The sequence below is a fragment of the Candidatus Cloacimonadaceae bacterium genome (genome assembly GCA_030693415.1).
Taxonomy (GTDB): domain Bacteria; phylum Cloacimonadota; class Cloacimonadia; order Cloacimonadales; family Cloacimonadaceae; genus JAUYAR01.
Genome location: JAUYAR010000154.1, coordinates 16,739 through 36,889 on the forward strand (window position 1 = coordinate 16,739; position 20,151 = coordinate 36,889).

Annotated in this window: 16 protein-coding genes and 4 tRNA genes; 8 read left to right on the plus strand and 12 right to left on the minus strand. The window is 48.1% G+C overall.

Annotated features, from left to right (window positions below):
- Positions 1-142 precede the first annotated feature (142 nt).
- Genes Q8M98_09730 through Q8M98_09745 form a run of 4 tightly spaced genes read left to right on the plus strand, consistent with a single transcriptional unit; the run spans position 143 to position 1,814 of the window.
- Complete coding sequence (locus Q8M98_09730; GenBank protein MDP3115038.1) at positions 143-385, plus strand: glutaredoxin domain-containing protein; 243 nt, start codon at positions 143-145, stop codon at positions 383-385.
- Positions 386-403: 18 nt separating this feature from the next.
- Positions 404-859 (plus strand): MarR family transcriptional regulator, encoded by a 456-nt coding sequence (locus Q8M98_09735; protein ID MDP3115039.1) that lies wholly within the window; start codon positions 404-406, stop codon positions 857-859.
- Positions 859-1,290 carry an OsmC family protein gene (locus tag Q8M98_09740; protein MDP3115040.1) on the plus strand — a complete coding sequence of 144 codons (432 nt, stop codon included), beginning with the start codon at positions 859-861 and terminating at the stop codon, positions 1,288-1,290. The genes Q8M98_09735 and Q8M98_09740 overlap by 1 nt, the downstream gene beginning before the upstream one ends.
- A complete protein-coding gene (locus Q8M98_09745) occupies positions 1,290-1,814 on the plus strand; it encodes a thioredoxin family protein (GenBank protein MDP3115041.1) in 525 nt (174 codons plus the stop codon). The genes Q8M98_09740 and Q8M98_09745 overlap by 1 nt, the downstream gene beginning before the upstream one ends.
- Before the next feature lie 371 nt (positions 1,815-2,185).
- Here the strand turns inward: Q8M98_09745 and Q8M98_09750 are convergent, their stop codons facing one another.
- The 7 genes from Q8M98_09750 to Q8M98_09780 all read right to left on the minus strand — a co-directional run bounded on the left by Q8M98_09750 (position 2,186) and on the right by Q8M98_09780 (position 10,252).
- Positions 2,186-2,650: a VOC family protein gene (locus tag Q8M98_09750; GenBank protein ID MDP3115042.1), complete on the minus strand. Its 465-nt coding sequence runs from the start codon at positions 2,648-2,650 to the stop codon at positions 2,186-2,188.
- 72 nt (positions 2,651-2,722) lie between these two features.
- Positions 2,723-4,867, minus strand: a complete 2,145-nt coding sequence (locus Q8M98_09755) for an aldehyde ferredoxin oxidoreductase C-terminal domain-containing protein (protein ID MDP3115043.1) — start codon at positions 4,865-4,867, stop codon at positions 2,723-2,725.
- A 13-nt stretch (positions 4,868-4,880) separates the two neighbouring features.
- Positions 4,881-5,267 (minus strand): 4Fe-4S binding protein, encoded by a 387-nt coding sequence (locus tag Q8M98_09760; protein MDP3115044.1) that lies wholly within the window; start codon positions 5,265-5,267, stop codon positions 4,881-4,883.
- A 71-nt stretch (positions 5,268-5,338) separates the two neighbouring features.
- The gene (locus tag Q8M98_09765) at positions 5,339-7,342 is read right to left on the minus strand and encodes a caspase family protein (protein ID MDP3115045.1); all 2,004 of its coding nucleotides are present in this window, start codon (positions 7,340-7,342) and stop codon (positions 5,339-5,341) included.
- A gap of 97 nt (positions 7,343-7,439) precedes the next feature.
- On the minus strand, positions 7,440-9,344 hold the full coding sequence (locus Q8M98_09770) for a transketolase (protein MDP3115046.1): 1,905 nt from the start codon (positions 9,342-9,344) through the stop codon (positions 7,440-7,442).
- A 75-nt stretch (positions 9,345-9,419) separates the two neighbouring features.
- Positions 9,420-9,495, minus strand: a tRNA-Ala gene (locus Q8M98_09775).
- 268 nt (positions 9,496-9,763) lie between these two features.
- Positions 9,764-10,252, minus strand: a complete 489-nt coding sequence (locus Q8M98_09780) for a hypothetical protein (protein MDP3115047.1) — start codon at positions 10,250-10,252, stop codon at positions 9,764-9,766.
- Between the two features lie 609 nt (positions 10,253-10,861).
- Here Q8M98_09780 and Q8M98_09785 point away from each other — a divergent pair.
- The 4 genes from Q8M98_09785 (at position 10,862) to Q8M98_09800 (ending at position 13,956) form a co-directional block, all read left to right on the plus strand.
- Positions 10,862-10,939 (plus strand) — tRNA-Pro (locus Q8M98_09785).
- 16 nt (positions 10,940-10,955) lie between these two features.
- Positions 10,956-11,031 (plus strand) — tRNA-Val (locus Q8M98_09790).
- 34 nt (positions 11,032-11,065) lie between these two features.
- A complete protein-coding gene (locus Q8M98_09795; protein ID MDP3115048.1) occupies positions 11,066-12,037 on the plus strand; it encodes an NAD-dependent epimerase/dehydratase family protein in 972 nt (323 codons plus the stop codon).
- The gene (locus tag Q8M98_09800) at positions 12,010-13,956 is read left to right on the plus strand and encodes a hypothetical protein (GenBank protein MDP3115049.1); all 1,947 of its coding nucleotides are present in this window, start codon (positions 12,010-12,012) and stop codon (positions 13,954-13,956) included. Before Q8M98_09795 ends, Q8M98_09800 begins: the two co-directional genes overlap by 28 nt.
- A gap of 126 nt (positions 13,957-14,082) precedes the next feature.
- Here Q8M98_09800 and Q8M98_09805 read toward each other — a convergent pair whose 3' ends face one another.
- The 5 genes from Q8M98_09805 to Q8M98_09825 form a co-directional block, all read right to left on the minus strand.
- The gene (locus Q8M98_09805; protein MDP3115050.1) at positions 14,083-15,843 is read right to left on the minus strand and encodes an ABC transporter ATP-binding protein; all 1,761 of its coding nucleotides are present in this window, start codon (positions 15,841-15,843) and stop codon (positions 14,083-14,085) included.
- Positions 15,836-17,599, minus strand: a complete 1,764-nt coding sequence (locus Q8M98_09810; GenBank protein MDP3115051.1) for an ABC transporter ATP-binding protein — start codon at positions 17,597-17,599, stop codon at positions 15,836-15,838. The genes Q8M98_09805 and Q8M98_09810 overlap by 8 nt, the downstream gene beginning before the upstream one ends.
- 147 nt (positions 17,600-17,746) lie before the next feature.
- Positions 17,747-17,824 (minus strand) — tRNA-Pro (locus tag Q8M98_09815).
- 43 nt (positions 17,825-17,867) lie between these two features.
- Positions 17,868-19,280, minus strand: a complete 1,413-nt coding sequence (locus Q8M98_09820; GenBank protein ID MDP3115052.1) for a DUF4097 family beta strand repeat-containing protein — start codon at positions 19,278-19,280, stop codon at positions 17,868-17,870.
- The gene (locus tag Q8M98_09825; GenBank protein MDP3115053.1) at positions 19,277-19,636 is read right to left on the minus strand and encodes a DUF2089 family protein; all 360 of its coding nucleotides are present in this window, start codon (positions 19,634-19,636) and stop codon (positions 19,277-19,279) included. The genes Q8M98_09820 and Q8M98_09825 overlap by 4 nt, the downstream gene beginning before the upstream one ends.
- Between the last annotated feature and the right edge of the window lie 515 nt (positions 19,637-20,151).

Sequence of the window (20,151 nt, forward strand, 5' to 3'; positions counted from 1 at the left end):
TTTATGGCAAGCACAATTTTCGTTAGGTTATTGTCTTGTTTAAAAACTGCCACGCAGTTTAGTGCGATTCAACATAATTTTCAAAAAAAGTTTTGGCATCTTACAACAGTTGTATTATTATATCGAAAGAGGTGGAACTTATATGAAACTAAGTATAATAGTTTTTGGGACTCCGACCTGTTCCTGGTGCAGGAAAGTAAAAGACTTTCTTCAAGCGAAGGGTCATAGTTTCAAATATATAGATGTGTCTGTAGATGGCAAGGGATTGCGAGACATGGTGCGCAAGTCGGGACAACAGGGTGTCCCACAGCTTTGGATTAACAACGTCGCAGTAGTGGGGTTTGATCGGGTAAAGATCGAACAGTTATTAAACGAAAGAAATTAATTAGACAGGAGAAAAAAAATGAACACTAACGCCGAGAAATTTCACAACCTGATTACGCGTCTGCAAGTTGTGCTGAGCGAAATCGATTATGCCCAAAAGGCTTGTCTGCAAGCCGGAAAAATGGAGTGCCAACTCCTAAACCATCTTTATCTGGTCAAAACCCCGGTGAACATGAATGAGCTGGCAAGAGTGCTGGGAGTTTCCCATAGCCGGGTCACCCGCATCATGGACAACCTGGTCAGCAAGAAACTCGTAACCCGTCGTCCTTCGGAAGAAGATCGTCGCTGCTGGTTTGCCATTATATCGGACAAGGGCAAAAAACTCGCGGAAAACAGCCAGCAAACCGTTGTGGATCAACAAAAGAAGATCCTCGCCAAGATACCGGAAAAAGATGTGGATGAAGTCTATAACGCCTTGAAAAAGTACGTCGAACGCTATGAGGATGTGCTCAAAGCGACTTACGTGGAATATTGATGTCAAGTAAAATTACGACCACCTGGGTCGATAACATGACCTTTGATGCGGAGATATCCGGTTACCACATTCTCATGGATGCCGATCCTGAGTGGGGTGGAGAAGACCGGGGAACGCGTCCCAAACCTTTGCTACTGGCTGCCCTGAGCGGTTGTTCCGGATTGGACGCGGTATCTATTCTTAAAAAAATGCAGATCACTAACTATCAATTTCACATGGATTTGGAGGCGGATTCCACCAGCGAACACCCCATCGTCTATCACACGATTCGTTTCAACTTCTATTTTGAAGGGGATAACCTGCCCGCGGATAAGATTGTGAAAGCAGTCAAGCTTTCAACCGAGCGATATTGCGGGGTGATGGCAATGCTGCAAAAAGCCGCCAATATCACGATTAAGATATTCATCAACAACAACGAGGTGGAACAATAATGAAACTCAACATAATCATCATAATGGTTTCTCTGATCGCGGTTTTGGGATGCACTCCCGCACAAACACCGCAAGAGAATGCCGCCCCTGTAGTTAATGAACAGGAAGTCACACCGTCCTTTGAAGAAGCGATGTCTTCCTACCAAAGCGGTACATGGATCACGGATTGGGATCAAGCCCTGGCTGCCTCCAAAGAACTGGGACGTCCGGTGCTAATCGATTTCACCGGCTCCGATTGGTGTGGATGGTGCATCAAGCTCAAAGGCGAAGTGTTTTCAAAACCGGCGTTTATTGAGTATGCCAAGGATAATCTGATCTTGCTGATGATTGATTTTCCCCGTAAAAGGAAGCTTCCCGTCGAACAGCAAACCGCAAACCAGAAACTGGCGGAGAAGTTTGAAGTTGAAGGATTCCCCACCATCGTTTTAGTAAACGAAACCGGCAAGGAAATCAAACGCACAGGATATCAACCCGGAGGACCAGAAAAATACATCGATCATATCAAATCCTTGCTACCCAAGTAAATATAACACCATTTAGGTAGTCTGAACCACTGAGACATGGCGCTGTATTTGTGCCGTGGCTCGGTGGTTTTTTTTTGCTCAAAAACAGAGATGCGCAGAGGGAGATGGAAATAAGATGTATTCCTTGAGATAAACAGATAGTCTTGCCTTACTTCTGAAATTGCTCTTTCCGGAGAATTCCGCTAATTACCATAATTATCATTGCCTTATGCGATTCCGCAGGATCGGCAAGCTACGCGTCCACCTTAGCAATACGGAGTCAATACGGACTTAGTCCGTAATGAGTCCGTATTGACTCCGTAATGCAAAGGGGGAGAATCGGAATTTCGCACACTGTGTAGCGCAGCATGCCGATGCTGTGGAAACGATGGTTATGTTTGATGGTTTTTTTCCTCCGCAGCAGTGGCATGCTGCGCTACAGGGATTCCTTTCCACCCCTTCCCCCCCTCCGCAGTGATCTCTACTTTGATCCGATCAGGATCTTCAAAGAAAACAGCATAAGATTCATCGCCACCTGCGTGGGGATGCCGGTCTTCATAGAGGATCGTGGTGTTTTTGGCGCGGAGTTCAATGGTGATCTCATCTACGAAATCCCGCGAGCTTCCACGAAATGCGAGATGGTTCAAACCAGTGCGGCAGCGATGATAGGCAGGCTCTTGAAAACGTTCTTCCGTCTGGACGAACACGATGTAGCAATCCTCCAATATATAGCTGATGCCGTCATCCCATTGTTGGTGAACGTGATAGCCCAGACGCCCCAACAGCCAGCCCCAGAAATCCGTGCTTTTTGCCAGGTCGCGGACATAGATCTCCACGTGGTGCAGTTTTCCTTTCATGATCACTTTCTCCTATATTGCAAAAATCGCTGGAAGAACGAACCCCCGGCGATGTATCTCATTGAATGATTATCACTTTGTGTAGCGTTGGATGACTTCTAACACTTCGGGAAGGTCCATGCCGATGGATTTGAGGTGTTCGACGGTTGGAAAGCCATCCGGAGTCCAGCCTTTTCTTCGATAGACGCTGTCCACAAGCTGGCGGTATTGGTCTTCGCGATGCTCACGCATGATCGCCATTTTCTCCGAAGTGGATTTACCGGTGGGATCGATGCCGATCTTTTCAGTTAGTTGCTTGTCATAGCGTTCTTGACGGGAGAGATATTCTTCCTCGGTGACCGGTCCGACTGCGCGGTAGGGAGGCATATCATCGATGCGTCTGCCGCCGCCCATGCGCATACAAAAGACCTTTTGGAAGTTATAGACTCGCTCGGATTGCCGAATTAGTTCATGTTTGTCCAGCGGCTTTCCGGTAATCGCTTTGTAGATGTCCACATAGTTTTGGACGTGTTCGGGAACCTTGGCTGGTTCGTCCGTTTCGGCATTATTGGCTGGTTCGATGTCGTTCCAGGGGAGTTTGCAAAGACCCTGCAAGCCAAACCAGGTGCGGAACATGGGGAAATAATGCAGTGCCTCGGCTTTGTCCTCAAAAGTGGGAATGCGGTTATTGACCATATCCATGAAGATCAGCCAGGCTTCGTCGTGTTGCGGACCCTTGAGCGCGAGTGTGTATCCGCCCTGTTGCGCCAGAGATTCTTTGCTCATATATTGGGAATATTCCAGCCCCTTGGCTTCCATGCCGATGTCCTGCAAGAGTTTGGGATCAGCGCCATACTGGTCTGCAAAGATGGCTTTCATGCGACGCACGCCCAAGCCCACGATCTTGCCAAATCCTTCTCCGCGAGCCATTTGATGGATGATCTCAAACGTTGCCTCGGCATTTCCCCAAGTCAGATCAAGACCGCCGGTCTTCTCTTTGTCCAGAATGCCGTATTCATAGCATTCCATGCAGAAGGCGACACTGGTGCCAAAGGAAATCGTATCAATACCGTAGGTGTCGCAATAGAAATTGAGCTCGACCACGTCCTTGGGATCCCAGATGCAGAGGTTTGATCCACAGCCCGCCGCGGTTTCATATTCAGGTCCGTCCACGCAAACAGGCTGTCCTTTATATGGTCCGCTACGGGGCAAAAATCCGTCCACAGCTTTGCAGCATGAGAGCGAGCAGCCATACCAGCAACCGTCAGCCATGCCTTGAGTGAAGAGCTTTTTAAACTCCCAGGAGGCGAGGGTAATGGCTTCGGGCTTTTGCCCATATTTGAAATTGCGGATGGGGAGGAGGTCATAGTCGTTCATGATCTCCATCAGGTGGGCAGTGCCGATCTCGCGCATGTGGCATTGAGTCGCGTCCCCGGCTTCGATCTCTTTATGGAGCTTGAGACCTGTCTTTTGCAGCGTCTCCAGATCAACGGAGTTGTTTGTATCTACTTTGAGTCCGGAATATTTTACCACGAGGGCTTTGATCTTTTTATCACGGAAGACTCTTCCAGTGCCACCACGCCCGGCTTGTTTGAGCCGTGCGACCTTGCGGCGTTTGTCCCAGAAAGAGAAATTTAGACAGGTGATGAGAGCAGAGTTTGCGGCTTCGCCGGAAGACACGACGGAGACGAACTGAAACTTATCGGGACCTTCGGCAAATTCCTCGATCAAACGCTCGGCAAAAATGTGGCTGTTTATTTCCTGATCATCGGCGGAGAGTATCTTGACGACACCTTTGTCGCCGTCGATATAGACGATCACTTCCTCGTCTGATTTGCCTTGAAGCTCAAGTGCATCAAAACCTGAAAACTTTGTGTAAGGACCAAAATGTCCGCCGACGTTGCAATCAACTGGAATTCCGGTGAGTGGAGAAATCGTTGTGACGATGGATTTTCCGCTTCCAGGATAGCTGGTGTTTCCGCAAAGCGGACCGAAAGCGATGCAGAGTTCATTTTCCGGGCTGTCCCACTTGGTGTCGTCTTTGACCCCATGCCACATCAGATACAAGTCAAAACCCTTGCCACCGACGAATTTGTCGATCATCAGGTCGGTCACTGGTTTTTCTTTGATAACTCTGTCGCCAAGGTTGATATAAAGGCTACGGCGATTATAGCCTTTTTCGATTGGTTTGAGGGCATAGCTGAATTCTGCCAGGACTTTGCGCATTTTATGTTCCATTTTCCATATCTCCTTATTCTTGAACGATCCGGATTGCCTCAACCGGGCAGGATTTTGTGCAAACACCGCAAGCGATGCACTTGAAAGGATGCATACCTCCATGGTAAGTTTGCATCGAGCCGGTCGGACAAATGGCGACGCACATATAGCAACCGATACAGAGCTTTTTGGTTACCATCACCACCCCTTGAGGCGTGATCGTGAGAGCCAGCGTCGGGCAAGCTGCGACACAGGTTTCGCATTGGTTGCAAACGTTCATTTCGGGCAGCTTGGCAGTCTCCGTGATGCGGATACAGGATCGCTCAGGATCGTCTATCCTGAAGTACAGATTCGCGCACGCGCTTTCGCAGACGTGGCAGGCAATGCACTTATCCGGATATGTCTTCAGCACTTTTTTCATTACCTTCTCCTAATTGAGGATATTATGATGATGTCAGGATTTTTAGGCACTGCGAAACAGTCAACCAAATTTTAGAATCTGATTCCCAGAGAAGTGCCCGCGTGAAAATTGACTGGCTCAAGATCAAAGAAGGCTTCCGTCACGTTCCACAGGGTATTATATTGACCGTAGGCGGCAAGGGAGATGTATTTGTTGATATTGGAAACCAGGTAGACAGCTCCGTTCAACTCGTCAATATGCAGGATGTTGAATCCGATTTCACTTTTCCGATAGGCATAGTCCACTACTGCCGTGAGATGGGCATAACGCAATCCTACCAAGTTGAGACGCATATCAGCGCTTAGTTTGGTGGTCTTGACGACGCTATTATGATTGTAGTCCTTTGTTTCATTATAGACATAATCAAAGTCAAAGCCCACCACGCTGCCTACGTTTTTGTGCAGGAGAGCGGCAAATTCGACCATGTTGGTATTCACAGATTGGTAAGTGTTCATATCGCCGAAAAAGGTGTAATCTTGCCTCATGGCGTCCAAACGAGCCCCCAAAAGGTATGCGTCCTCGTGCACAAAAATCAGCGGTCGGTTGGCAGGAGCGAGCCCTTCGAGATAATTTGGCATCCGGTATCCGGAGATGATATCCGAGACATACAAATACGAACGAAATCTCCATTTGGGATTCCAGTCCGTGTCGTAGCGAGTAAAATTGGCTTCGGTCAAGCCGGTGGGTGCAAAGTCAAAATAATCCACTGTTTCTTCCGGGTTGAAGAGAAAACTTCCCCCTACATCGAGCCTCTGAGTAGTTGATTTGACCGCCTTGGCAAAACTTAGAGTATAGTCTTGGAAACTTGTGGCCCAGTATCTCTGTAGCCAGAGTGGGTAATCAAGCGTGCGCGTTCGTTTATAGGTGTTGCGGTTGATGCTGAAAAAGAGACGCAACTTTTCGCGATCTGGCAAACCGGCGCCAAAAGACATTTGCGTGAGATAATAGTCGTTTGTCCGATATTTATCTTCTCCAAAGATGAGGACTTTGTCGATGGCTTTGATCACTTTGCTTTCGCTTTCGATGCCAAAATATCCCAGTTTTACACGGGCGAAATTGGAGGAGGCAAACTGAAAGCGGATGTCATTATCATGAGTAGCGGTGACCATGAACTCATTAGTGCTGAAGGCATTGAGATAATTGGTTAGCTTGAAATCGGAATCGTTTCTCTTGGAGTAAAACTCTAAACCGCTATAGGTGCCGGATACATCTTTTGGGGTCTTACTATTGCTCTTGTTCAGGTCTTTAGTGTTGTTGATTGTTTGATTGGTTGAATAGTCCGTGGTTTCCGGGATCTGTGTTGAAACCGCGTAGCTGCCGTCGTTGAGCATGAATCCCATTTCCATGCTGGAGTGATACCATGGATTTTGAGCGCCGTCAGTGGCGATACCAACGTCCTTGACTATCTTGGCAGCCATCTCATTCAAGCTTAATCCGGCAGAAATCATATTGCGGCACAAGATGCTGCAAAATATACTGTTAGTTCCGCCACCATCGATTGCGATCGCGTCCGCTGCCGCACTATACATGACAAAGCTGTTCTTGCGGACTGGCTTGGATTCCGCCAGTCCTATTCTGGGGGCGGACGAAGTAGCAAAAGAGTTTCTCCGGCAGACGTCGAGGATGATTATATTCACTTTCGCTTTGGCAAGTTCCTTGTCCAGCCTGGCCAGGGGAACGCTAAAATAGCGGACGTCATCGGCGTCTTTGTATTCAAAGCCGACCGGCAGCAAGTAAGTTTCACCGTCCACCTGTGCGCAGTGACCGCTGTAGTACAGAATTGTTTCATCGAGGGAAGTGATGGTAGAGACAAAACGGTTGAAGACGTCTTGAAATGACTTATGGTCAAGGTTGGTTTCATGGATCACTTGGAAACCAAGCTCCCGCAATGTGGCACTCACCAGTGCTGCATCGGCATTCGGGTAATGAAGTTCGCTCACGCCATAACGATCGTTAGAGATCACCAAAGCCTTGCGGCTTGCAAAGGTAAATGCCAATAAAGACAGCAATATCAATGAAAACGCTACTTTTTTCATTTCCACCTCCAAGAAGTTTTGCCACAATGTTTAGTGCGGATATTCCTGTCAATCAAATTCTGTGAGGGGCAAAAAGGTAAGAGCTGTTAGACGAAACTCAGATAATGGAAAGTTCTTGTTTGATACTGCGGATCAGAGATTCTGTGTCCAGGCCCGCCCAGTGGTAAAGGTCGTCTGCGGTGCCGGAATTGGGATAACTGCGCACTCCGATCTTGACCAGTTTGGCGCAGATGCGCTCTTCCGCCAATCTGTCTGCGATGATTGATCCCAAGCCGCTGTGGACGTTGTGGTCTTCGATACTGAAGATGGTCCCGGTCTTGGCGGCAAAATCGAGAATCTCGCGATCGATCGCGAGCGGACAGGAAATATATATAAGCTGGAGATAGATACCCTCTTCGCGAAGGCTGTCAACAGCTTTGAGCGCGTTTCCGGCAGGAGTTCCGCATACGATCACGCAACCGTCGTTTCCGAGACGTAGGACGTCCGCCATGCCATAATCGAAGGTATAGTCCATTTTATAGAAGAGCCCGTCTTCATCGTTTTTCAGGATTGACAATTTGCTGCGGCCCATGGTCACAAAATAGTTGCCCGGTTTGTTGATCAGCCAGCGGATGATGCGATCGGTGTGATTCGGATCGGCGGGGCAGATGAGCCTGAAATTATAGAGATTGCGCGTCAGACCAATGTAATCGATGCACTGATGCGTCTTTCCGTCTTCGCCGACGTCGAGTCCCACGTGGGTGACCACGACCTTGAGATTGGCATGGTTTATGTCATTGAGCCGCTGCATATTGTAAACCTCGTCGATGCCAAACATACCAAAGTCCGACCAAAAGGTCTGAATCCCACAAGCGGAAAGGGAACCCGCAGCAACGGATGTGTGGTGTTCCATGATCCCGCTTTGGATAAAATTATCGGGATGATTTTTGGCAAATTCTCCGGTTTTCACGCTGGCGGCGAGGTCGCAATCAAACACGGCGATAGGTGTTGAGCTGTCTATATTGATCATGCCGAGATCGGCAATGGCATTTCCCCAGGCGCTACGATTGTCCGTGTCCTTGTCATAAACGATTGGTTGACCGGATTTGAGATCGCCTTTCAATGCAAAATGATTTCCATTTACTTTGGTTTTGGGAGGTTTAAATTCTTTTCTGGCTTTGCGATAGTCCTTGATCCGATTGGGGACACCAAGGATATTGAGCGCCTCCTCAAGTTGCTCTTCGTCCAACGCGGAACCGTGATATTTCGCCATGTTTTCCATGAAAGGTACCGCTTTGCCCATCACTGTGTGCGCCAGGATCATCACCGGAGTTTCGGCATCTTCGGCTGCTTCTAACGCACCGGAGATAAGACCAAAATCATGTCCGTTGATTTCCAACACATACCAACCGTCGGATTCCCAGTTTGAGCGAATGTGCTGGGGCATCACCTCATGGATGGAGCCGCTGATCTGCAATTGGTTGTAATCCACAATCGCAGTAAGATTATTGAGCTTAAATTTGGCGGCAAATCGTCTTGCCTCGCTGATCTGACCCTTTTGCTGTTCGCCATCGCCCATGATGCAATAAACTCTATAGGGAGTAGCGTTTATCCTGCTTGCCAAAGCCATTCCGGCGGCAGCGGAAAGTCCCTGTCCCAGGTTTCCGGTTGACCATTCCACCCCCGGAACCTCGCGTTCGATATGTCCCTCAAAGATGCTGCCTAAAAGGCGAAACTGCGACACGGCATCGTCCAGTTCAAAATATCCGTTCAAACCCAAAGCTGAATAGACTGCTGGAGAGAGGTGCCCATTGCTGATCACGATACGATCACGATCCGGCATCTGCGGATTCTTGGGATCATGTTTGATGTGTTTGTATAGAGAAAGCATAAAATCTATGGCGGACATCGATCCGCCGGGATGACCAGAACCAGCCAGGGTGGTCATTGTCAGTATCGCTGCGCGGGCGATTTTGGCTTGATTGAGCAATTCGTTTTGCATTTCGTTGTCGATCTTGGTCATGATTTCCTCACAAAATAGTCGCTGTAAATAAGTGTCCCCTCCACGTTGCAGCAGCAACGTGAAGGGGCTCTAAATTGGTGGAGCATAGCGGGATCGAACCGCTGACCTCATGACTGCCAGTCATGCGCTCTCCCAGCTGAGCTAATGCCCCAAGTCGTGATTGACTTTGATTGAGCCACTCTCAAAATCGCGCTTTATTTGTCAAGCAGAAATATGCGAGCGATGCCGTAATTATTATACAATGAGAGGATAAGATATTGGATGGTGGAATCTTATCTGATCTCTACACTGCAGATCTTACCTCAAATGCACCTGCCCATCACCATATCATCCGCTCGTTTGTCCCCCGCGCAAACAAAAAGAATCACTCAGCAACTTAGTAAGAGACGCGTAGCTTGATTTTAAGGCTGGGTTGTGGTTCAGATTCCATCTTCAAGGACTCTTTCCAACATGATTTTCAGTTCCTGATAAAAGAGATTCGGGTTATCATTTCGGGTGGCGGAAGTGATCACTTTGACGTCTTCGCGTTTCCACTTCCACTTGGGATTGCCAGCGCTGACGATGAAGATCGTGTTTTTCTTATCCCCCTTTTTGGCAATATCCTTCATGCCGTGATTGAGCAACAGCCCGGCTTTGACCTGTTCCATCACGAGTAATGCGGCATAGTCGCGGTCTTGGATATCCTTAAAGTTCTTGATAGAAATCACTTCGACGTTGAAATCATCGGCAAAATCTGCGTCGATTTGCTTGATGATTCCACGCTTGTAATTGCTATCCGCACCCTTGAGAATTCCGATAAGGATAGTCTCTTTGGTGGGATCGCTATGCCTGGCGGGATAGTCAAAACTCTGCTTTGAGCAAGCCCCCGCCAGCATCAATATGCTCATTACAGCCAAGACGAATTTCATTGGACACCCCATGGTATTTTAATAACGAACTGTAAAATCCAGGTGCTGATAATGGTCAAGTAAATTATTTGTGTCAGTATGTGCGATTTTTAGAGACTGTTCAAAATCTCCAACGATACTTCCCTATATTTGTAGGTTTCATCGAGAAATAGTGGTCTGAGGATAGTCGGTTATTATTTTCGCAGTAGCGCAGGATGCCGATCCTGCGAGGGGAAAAACCATTCAAACAGTACCTCGTTTCCGCAGCATCGGGACATGCTGCGCTACATAAAATCTTCCCCCTTTGCATTACGGAATCAATACGGAGTCAATACGGACTAAGTCCGTATTGACTCCGTAATGCTAAGGAGGAAGCGCAGCAAGCCGATGCTGCTGAGAAACATGCAATGAGTTAGCCAGCAAAGAGTTAACTTACAATGCAGTAGTTTTGGCTTGGATAAGATATCTCCGGTCTTTAGGTTACAAAAGCCAACCAAGGAATAGTTGAACAGTCTCATTTTTATCCTTTACCAAGAATATGCGGGTCAGAGCGTGCAAACTGGATTTCTGCGGTGGCTTGCGATATTTGCGCTTGACAAGAAAGGGTGTCTGTTTTCCTTGACCCGACAGCGGGGTGTAGCGCAGCTTGGTTAGCGCACTGGTTTTGGGAACCAGGAGTCGGAGGTTCGAATCCTCTCACCCCGACCAGATTTTTCATAGTTGTGGGCGCTTAGCTCAGTTGGCAGAGCGCTTGCTTTACACGCAAGATGTCGGGGGTTCAAATCCCTTAGCGCCCACCACTCAAACTTTTAAAAATGAACTAACGGATGGATGATGAAAATAGCCGTCACCGGAGCCAACGGATTCCTCGGAAGCAACATTGCAAACTATTTCCTTGATCAAGGTCATGAGATTTGCGCGTTGATGCGTATGCAAGGGGATGCGGCTCTTATTGATCCCCGCGTTTCCATTGTCAAAATAGACTACGATGATCACCAGGCTTTACAAACTGCTTTTGCGGATCGCGATATCGTGATCCACAATGCCGGAAAGACGCGCACCCTCACTTTCAATCAAATGATCGAGGCCAACGTCACCACTACGCGCGCCGTGCTAAATGCCGTCAACGCCTGTCCCGGAATCAAGCAATTCATTTTTATCAGCTCCCAATCGGCTTCGCGTCCATCTTTGAGCGGAGAATTGATTACTGAAACCGATCTGCCCGCGCCGGTCACCTGGTATGGAAGATCCAAGTTATTGGCGGAGAGAATGATCCAGACACATTGCGCTATCGCATGGACGATCATTCGTCCGGTTCCGGTTTACGGGGGGGGAGACCGTGATTTTCTCAAATTGTTCAAGGCTCTCAAGAATGGAATTGACCTTCAAATCGGCTTTAAGGAGCGCGGTGTAAACATGATCTATATGACTGAACTGTTAGACTTTGTCAATCTCTGCATCGATAATCCCAAGGCGTTTCGCGAGATATTTTTCGCCTCTGACGGCAAGGTCTATCACCAGTCCCAAATATCTACCTACATTGCTCATATAATGAAGATTGAAACCATACGCATTCCGCTTCCCGATCCTCTGGCAAAGGCGATCTTCCACGTCGGAGAGATTTTGAGCCGTGTTCGGAGAAAGCCAACTGTGGTTGGTGTGCAAAAAATGAAGGAAGTGATGGCGCCAAATTGGACTTGCAGCATCGACAAAGCAAAGCGCCTGCTTGGCTGGGAACCCATTCCACGCCTGAAAGAAAACCTCTTGGAAACTTATCAATGGTATCAAAAACACGGCTGGCTCTGATCCTTCTGCTTGTCTGCCTTGGGACGCAGGTTCTTCTTGCGCAAGGTGATGTCGCGCCTCTGATCTTACGTGACTTTGTATTGAATGTCCCCTCCGGCTGGGAAAAAAACTATGAGCCCGCCGAATTGGTCTTCGTGGGCGAGCTTGATACAGAGGGCAGGATAATTTTGATCAGCATCTTCGATGAGAAACAGGAGCTGAGAGCCTTATTGGAGCGAGGGTTGGCTGTTTTTCAACTCAAGGATAAGAACTTACCGACAGGAGTGAGACGTTTCATTGTCTCTTTGAAACAGGAAACCCCCGCTCCAATGTTCGCAAGTGAAATCAAACCAAGGGAGACACCGGTTTCGACAGATCCGCTTAAAAAACGCATCGACATCTGGATCAAATCCCAAAGAGACGCGTTTGACCTTTTTTCCCCCCGCCAAATTGGTGAAAGTCCCTTTTCCAAGCCATGCTATGCCTATCGCGGGTTCTTTATGCACAGCGGTTTGAATAACATCGACCGGCAAACCCGGCGTCTGGGCTTCACGCATCCAGCCACGCTTTTCTCCTCCACGCTTTATGACTCATATTATCAGGCATTCTATACACAAAACGAGACCGGTAACTATGAAAACCGCGTCTATCCGTTTCACATCGCTTTGACCGATCTGCAAACCGGACTGGGGGATTATGACCACCGTTTCGCACGCGGATCATTTGCCAAGAACGAGCTTTTTGGTGTGCCGGGGTTCTTTTACACGCTTGGATTTATGGCGCAAAACGGATGGTGGGAACAGCAAAACTCCGCTCAATCTTCGATGAAACACTATCTTTCGGTTCCCATAGTCAAATCCATCAGGCTGGAAACCGAATATGCCGATTTTTCCCGTGGCGTTTCCATGATCCAATTGCTACCCGCTTATTGGCGGAGCGCGCTTTTTTCCGTCGATCACAACTATGAGCATATCTATGCGGCTCTGCGCAATCCGATCATCGATATCGAAGTTTTGCGCATCAACGAAGTGGCGAAATCCAACATCTTTCATACCAATCTGAAACTGAACAGCACGCAAATCAAAGCCGGAAGAGCATTTAACCTATTTGGAAATCAATTCTCGATGGGTTATGAACATCTGGAAAGCAAGCGCAACTTTGATGCGGTGGCGGATTTTGAGGACAAACTCCAGGTCGCTTTCGATCGCAGCCAAAAAAACTTCAACGCCAGGCTGAAAGCGGAACTCAATGACTATGAGAGCTATCTGCTGGACGCAGAGCTTTCCACCGCTTTGGGCTTTTTTCTTTTTGGATTGGAAGGATTCTATAACTTGGATAAAAGAGAGCCTCTTTATAGCACGGCAGATATCTACACTCCTGGGGAGACCAGGCAACTCGCGTCCAAAAGCCTAAAAAGCGAATTGGTTGGGGCGATGTCCTATGCCGGCATATCCGGGCTTGTAATCGAGGGCGCTTTTGGACAAAGATCGGCCATCCAATCGGAAGGACTGACCGATGACACAATCAGTGCGGAATATCCTTTCCTATATGGCTCAGCGACACTCAAATTAAGCAAGAGAATTGGCAACTATCTGCTTGATCTGAAACAAGATACGAGGTGGCAGGAGGAAATCGATATCCTGCGTGAACATCCGCAATGGCAATCCCAAAACTCTCTGATTCTCACTCGCGAACTGCCATATAACAATGCCATCTTCGCCGGCGTGGGGGTTTTGGGGCATTCGGATTTTCGGAGTATGGAATCTGCTATGTTCAAAGTGGAAGCAAGCGCGGCAGTGGATCTTTGGGCTGGTGTGCGGATCACGAATCTTTTTGAAATCAGCTTTGCCTTGAAAAACATCGGCGATGCCGACATCTATGGAGTTTATCCAATTCCAGCATCCATGCACGCTTCGATCCGTTGGTTCTATCTGAACTGAGCTAAAGACAGAGCAGAGCTTGTCCTTGAACCTTTCGGGGAATCCCGATCCTGCTGCGCAAAAACATCTCCAGTTAGATCATCGTTTTCGCAGCAATGGCATGCTGCGCTACAAGATAAGGGGAGCCTAACTTTCCCTGAGGTGTTCGTGCAGGAAGTCGTGGTATTCCTTGTTGCTAAACACCAATTCCTCATGCGTGCCTTTGTGGCAGAACCCATTGTAATCGATGAAAAGCACCTGATCCACATAACGCAAGGTCGAAAGCCGGTGTGAGATCACCACTGCAGCGATACCCGGATAATTGGCATTGATCTGTTGCCAGAGCTTTTCCTCGTTTTCGGCGTCCAGACTTGCGGTAATATCATCCAGAATAAGCAATTGAGGTTGTTTGATCAGTGCACGGGCGATGGTAATCCTTTGTTTCTGACCTCCGGAAACGCCCAAACCGCGCTGTCCGACAAGAGTTTCGTCCTGATTGGGGAAAGCTGCGATCTCAGCTTCGAGCTGGGAGGTTTTGACCGCTTTGGAGTATTCAAACACGTCAGTTACATCCAGCGTGAAGCCGATGTTTTCACGAATGGTTCCGCTAAAGAGAACCGGCTCCTGAGGCACGTAGGCAACGATGTCCCTCAGGCTGGTAAGATCGATGCTTTGGTAGTCTATATCATTGATAAAGAGATGTCCCTGAGTAGGTTGAATCAATCCCATGATCAGGTTCGCGATCGTGGATTTTCCTGCACCGGTGGCGCCAAGGATAAGCAGCTTTTCACCTTTATCAAGGGTGAAGTCGCAATCGCTGATGACCTCTTCATTCTTGCCTGGATAGGAACATCCCACTTTGTTAAAGCGAAGATGGTCAAAGCCTTCCACCTTTCTGATCCCTGCCGACGATTGGTTGAAAGTAGGGAAGTCCTTCATTTCTTCGAGGCGGTCGATATTGACAAACGCCTGCCTGCCGGAAACAAATAGCTGCGGGAGATCTAATAGCGGATAGATAATCATGCTCAAGTAGCTGTAGAACAGGAAGAAAGTGCCAGCAGTGATATGTCCCTTCACTGCCATATATCCGCCAAAAAGGATCACTCCCACCAGCGCAATATAATCGATGTACTCATAGATCAGATGCAGGATGGCGTTCAGTTTCACCACGCTCATTTCGGTCTTGAAACGCTTTGCCAGCGCGACGTCGAAAAAGCGGTTATACTTCTCTTCGCTCACGAAAGCCTTGACGATGCGTATGCCGGAAAAGCTCATTTCGAGCTGACTGTTGATGGCGCTGATCGCTTGTTGATTGCGCTCAAAATTCTTATACAGGCGATCCGAGGTAAAATAGAAAACCACCATCATCAGCGGTAGCGGAGCGATCGAAAGTAGGGTCAGACGCGGATTGATGCTAAACATCACAATGAGGCTAAAGAGGATCAGACTGAATGAATTGACCGCGCGAAAGATCCCAGAGCAGAGAAACCAACTGATCTTGGGAAAATCGCTGAGATCGTCCGTGAGCCTTGTGACAACGTCGCCGGTGCGGTATTTCTGGAAAAAAGTGAAGTCCTTTTGAGTGACGAACCTGAAATAGAATATGCGCAGCCGATGCTCGAAACGAACGTTCATCCAACCTCTCAAAGCTGGATAGAAACCGGTCACAAGCTGCGCGATCCCGATGGCAAGGAAGAGCATGATCACGCGGTTCACGGCAGCCATTTGATCACCACGCAATTCAGGGACGAGAGTGGTCGTCCTTTGCAGGATGTCGATCAGCTTTCTGAAAACAATCGGATAGGCGATGGAAACCGCGGAACTGCCAAGCGTGAAGACAAGCATGAGCAAAACGAACCCCTTTTGCGTCATCCATTGCCTAAACACCCATTTGAGGTTCTTATTCAACCCGATTCTCCTTGCCAAGCATTTGCAGCTCAACCAGTTTGCGATACTCCATTGAAGAAAGCATCATAGCTTGGTGCGTACCGCGATCGATAATCTCGCCTTCGCTGAAAAAGAGTATCTCGTCGGCATCCAAAACCGAAGTGAGACGATGCGCCACCACGACCGCCGTAGCGTTTGCAAAGACCTTGTGCATGGTGCGTTGGATCTTGGCTTCGGTCTGCGGATCGATGGAAGCTGTGGCTTCGTCCATCACGATCAGTTCGGCGTCGAAAGCCAGCGCTCGGGCAAAGCTGATCAGTTGTTTCTCGCCCTGTGAGATGTTTTGTCCGCGTTCCGCGAGTTCGGTATGCAGTCCGTTGCCCTGGTTGCGGATAAAGTCGTCCATTTGCACGATGTTGATCGCTTCTTTGACTTTGGCTTCGGGAACAAGATCGTTATAGACTCTCACGTTTTCAAGGATGCTGCCCGGAAAGAGGAAAATATCCTGCAAAATTAGCCCGACCTTTTTGCGCCAGGCTCTGAAATCAGTTTCAGAGAGCGGAGTTCCGTCCACGAGAATTCTTCCCTTTTGGATGGGATAGAAGCCGCAGAGCAGGCTCACGGTGGTCGTCTTGCCACTGCCAGAAGCGCCTACCAGAGCAATCTTTCCACCTTTGGGGATGCAAAAGGAGACGTCTTTCAAAACCCATTCTTCGTCATTGTAGGCAAACCACACGTTTTCAAAAACGATCTCTTTTTCAAAGGAAGGAACGATCCTGCCGGTGAAAAGCTCATCCTCAGTCTCCAGTTCCGTCAGCTCCAATATGCGTTTCAGGGAAACAAAGGAACGTTGGATCTGCATCACGTTTTCGGATATGTGCAGCAGCGGCCAGATCATGCGATAGATGTATTGGATAAAGACGATCAAAGTGCCGATGGTCACCGCTCCGCTAATGATCTTTGGCGCGGAAAGCTTGATCACGACAACGATGAAGAGCACGTTGAAGATAAACATAAAAATGCTCTGAGAGCCATATTCCAAAAAGGAAGTGCGTCTTTCCAGCTTCATCTTGGCAGCCGAACAGCGCTCCAGATCAATGATGATCTTGTCCTGACGGTTCAAAGCCTGGATGATGGGCATGCCCTGAACGTAATCCGTAATCTTTGCGGTTATATCCGCGTAGCGCTCACGTATCTGCTTATAGAACTTTGAGATATATCGGATCAGATAATAGTATAAAACGATAGTGGCGATCACCGCAGGCAATATGAAGATCGTGATCCGCCACTCGCGCAAAAAGAGTACGATAAATACGCCAAAGAAGAAGATCACGTTGCCGATTATGCGGATGGAAAGCTCTGAAAACAGTACCTTTACGCGCTCGCTGTCGCTTTCAACGCGGGCAATCAATTCTCCCACCGGTTTGCGGTTGAACCACTGGATCGGCAGCTTGAGCAGATGGCTGAAGACTTTGGCTTTGAAATTGGTGATGACTTTGATTCCGAGCCGCGACAATAGCACGACCTGGAGATAGGAAAGCAAGCCCGATACGAGCACCACACCCATGAACAGGAAACCATAGTTGAACATCTGGTTCACGTTTCCCGAAGGGATGCTCTTGTCCACGATCATCGCCAGGATCAGCGGATCCACGAGCTGCAACGCCGAGGTCAACAACATGGCAAAGAGCCCGAAATAAAGCAATCCCCTGTCCTTTTTCACGTATGGATAAAGGAGCCGCAGGTAATATGCGAAGTTCTGTTTTGGTTCGGACATTTTTCTCCAAATGAAGGGCTTGGGGGTGGGGAATTCCGATTCCCCACAGCTTGGCAAACCAAAGCCGAATCGGAGTTCGGCTTCCCAATGCGCAAATTCGGCATCTCTTTAGGCTTGCCGACACACTGTATGCTGTCAAAAAAACAATGGTCGGGATGAGAGGATTCGAACCTCCGACCTCTCGGTCCCGAACCGAGCGCGCTAACCGGACTGCGCTACATCCCGACCGTGTTTGTTCAAACTTTGATGAGCCGTCTTTCTGTCAAGCTTATTCTTTGCTGATCGCTTTCAGAAGACGCTCTGCTTCCTCGGAAGTGATCTTTCCCGCTTCCAGCATTTCGAGGATTTTGATGCGGCTGCGCTCATTGACCAAGTCTTTTTCCTTGTCGCTCAGATCGCCGCCCAGATAGGGTTTGATCAAGGGTGAATCAAAGACCTTTTTGAAATAGTTCTTAAACATATCCTTTTCACCGTGGAAATGTTCCTGTAGCCGCTCTTTTTTAAATTCCGACGCCACCTTTTCCTTGAAGACTTTGATAATCTCCTGAAAACTCTCGCCGATCTCTTTACTAATCTTATCGACGTTGGAGACGACCTTGTCCTTGGTCTCATAGACATCAAATCCACTCACGGTTTCTTTCAACTTGCCGATGGCATCGATGATCGTGCTTTGGATCTTTTCTTCGTCAATGGATTTCACCGTCTTTTCAACGTAGGCACTGATGTTTTCCATCAATTTCATCACTTTTTCCTTGTCTTGGTCGGACATGGTGATGTTGATGCCATCCTTTAGCTGTGCGAGTTTCATCATCAGAAAGCTGAGGTTCATGTGTCCGTCCGAGCTCAGTTTGATCATGCCGTTTTCGGTAATGATCTCGATCTTGGTGTCTCCAGTTCCGCGGATCATGTGGAAACTGTCGTCATCGCGGGTGATTTGGATGTCGATCTTGCTCTTCAACGTTCCGAGCGCGGTTTTGGCATTTAGCTCAAAGTCAAAGTCTTCCGGCAGAACCAGATGCACGATTCCGTTTTCGTTTTCAAAACGGAAGTTTCCGCCTTCGACGGGTAAGGTCTCATAATAGATGACTCCGTTTTCGTTCTCGATCTCCACTGCTTTGAAGCAAGCGGCACGTAGTTTAACGGGGCCGTTTTCGGATTTGATGATGATTTGATCTCCGCTCATTGCTTCCGCGGAAAGGGGTCCGTTTTCCAGTTCGATATCCAAATCACCTTCGCAGTTATGCAATTTGACCGGACCGTTTTCACTTTCGATCTTCTTCTTGCCGTGGCAGTTATTGATCATCACCGGTCCGTTTTCGTTGCTGATCTCTAGATCAACGTCCAGGTTTTGAACGCTCAAGGGAAGGTTGTCGGTTTCCACGCTCAGTTTCACTCCCTTGGGGATCATCAGGCTGATCGAGGATTTCCCCAGGCTGAAAAACCCCTGTTCGAGCTCGGAAAGCTCATCTAATTCGATCTTGAGCTCGGTTTCATTGAATGAGGCGCTGACGTATTCCTCAAAGTCAAAATCTTCGGCGGGATCGACGAGATACAGATCTCCGGTTAGTTCCACTTTGTCCGTTTCGGACGGCAGGATCGAAAGCGGTGCCAGATAATTTCGGATCATCACTTTCTCGATGCCCACATAGTTGAATACGTGTCTGAGTTTCATGGCTTTCATTGTTTTCTCCTTGTTTCTATCATTGCGATTGCGTCCTCCACCTTGATGAAACCTTCCTCAAGGTCGCATAGTATATCTTCGTATCCGGTGGAGGCGGGGTTGTTTTTTCCAATGCGGCGGATGATCTCCACCAGTCTGTTTTTGACGGTTGGGTAGGAAATTTTCAGGCGCTTTTCCATCTCTTTGATGTTGCCCTGAACCAGGATAAATGTCTTCACGAACTCAAGCTGCTCAGGCCTCAAAAGCTCGGGCCAACCACGCTCAAATTCGCCATTATAGGACACAGCGCAAGCCCGGCAGTGATATTCCTTCACGACCAAAGCACCGTGACACAACGGACAATTTAAAATATCCATATTCATCTCCTTGACATTTTCAATGCCATGATTGAATATCTTAAGAATCTGTCAAGAGAAATCTTCAGAATATCAAGATTACAAGATTTGATCTCGACAATGCAGCGATTAGCTGCAAGCGGTGCAGTTCTCAACTCTTCAAACAAGTTCCCTGCTCATGCCTGCATTAAGTCATTTTTTGGCTGTCAAAGTCTGGAGTTGGCAGACAGGTTACCAAAGCCAAAAACTAACACATAGCAGGCTAACTCATTACAGGCTAAGTCATTGCAGCATTCTACGCAGGATCGGCATCCTGCCCTGCCTCCTTAGCAATACGGAATCAATACGGACTTAGTCCGTAATGAGTCCGTATTGATTCCGTATTGCTAAGGGGGAAGATGTCCCGTCCTAAAAAAGTTGACACCAAATCAACTTCTAAGGAGAAGAGAAAATGAAAGAAAAGAAGCCCGTAAATCGTTATAGCATGGCTTTTAAAATGCGTGTTATTGAGGATGTCGAAAACGGTCTGATTTGCG

Excerpts from the sequence above, each read along its gene's own strand:
- Q8M98_09820 (MDP3115052.1), bottom strand. The coding sequence starts at position 19,280 with ATGAAAGCCATGAAACTCAGACACGTATTCAACTATGTGGGCATCGAG.
- Q8M98_09735 (MDP3115039.1), top strand. The coding sequence starts at position 404 with ATGAACACTAACGCCGAGAAATTTCACAACCTGATTACGCGTCTGCAA.
- Q8M98_09755 (MDP3115043.1), bottom strand. The coding sequence starts at position 4,867 with ATGGAACATAAAATGCGCAAAGTCCTGGCAGAATTCAGCTATGCCCTC.
- Q8M98_09795 (MDP3115048.1), top strand. The coding sequence starts at position 11,066 with ATGAAAATAGCCGTCACCGGAGCCAACGGATTCCTCGGAAGCAACATT.
- Q8M98_09825 (MDP3115053.1), bottom strand. The coding sequence starts at position 19,636 with ATGGATATTTTAAATTGTCCGTTGTGTCACGGTGCTTTGGTCGTGAAG.
- Q8M98_09770 (MDP3115046.1), bottom strand. The coding sequence starts at position 9,344 with ATGACCAAGATCGACAACGAAATGCAAAACGAATTGCTCAATCAAGCC.
- Q8M98_09745 (MDP3115041.1), top strand. The coding sequence starts at position 1,290 with ATGAAACTCAACATAATCATCATAATGGTTTCTCTGATCGCGGTTTTG.
- Q8M98_09780 (MDP3115047.1), bottom strand. The coding sequence starts at position 10,252 with ATGAAATTCGTCTTGGCTGTAATGAGCATATTGATGCTGGCGGGGGCT.
- Q8M98_09765 (MDP3115045.1), bottom strand. The coding sequence starts at position 7,342 with ATGAAAAAAGTAGCGTTTTCATTGATATTGCTGTCTTTATTGGCATTT.
- Q8M98_09730 (MDP3115038.1), top strand. The coding sequence starts at position 143 with ATGAAACTAAGTATAATAGTTTTTGGGACTCCGACCTGTTCCTGGTGC.
- Q8M98_09740 (MDP3115040.1), top strand. The coding sequence starts at position 859 with ATGTCAAGTAAAATTACGACCACCTGGGTCGATAACATGACCTTTGAT.
- Q8M98_09750 (MDP3115042.1), bottom strand. The coding sequence starts at position 2,650 with ATGAAAGGAAAACTGCACCACGTGGAGATCTATGTCCGCGACCTGGCA.
- Q8M98_09800 (MDP3115049.1), top strand. The coding sequence starts at position 12,010 with ATGGTATCAAAAACACGGCTGGCTCTGATCCTTCTGCTTGTCTGCCTT.
- Q8M98_09810 (MDP3115051.1), bottom strand. The coding sequence starts at position 17,599 with ATGTCCGAACCAAAACAGAACTTCGCATATTACCTGCGGCTCCTTTAT.
- Q8M98_09760 (MDP3115044.1), bottom strand. The coding sequence starts at position 5,267 with ATGAAAAAAGTGCTGAAGACATATCCGGATAAGTGCATTGCCTGCCAC.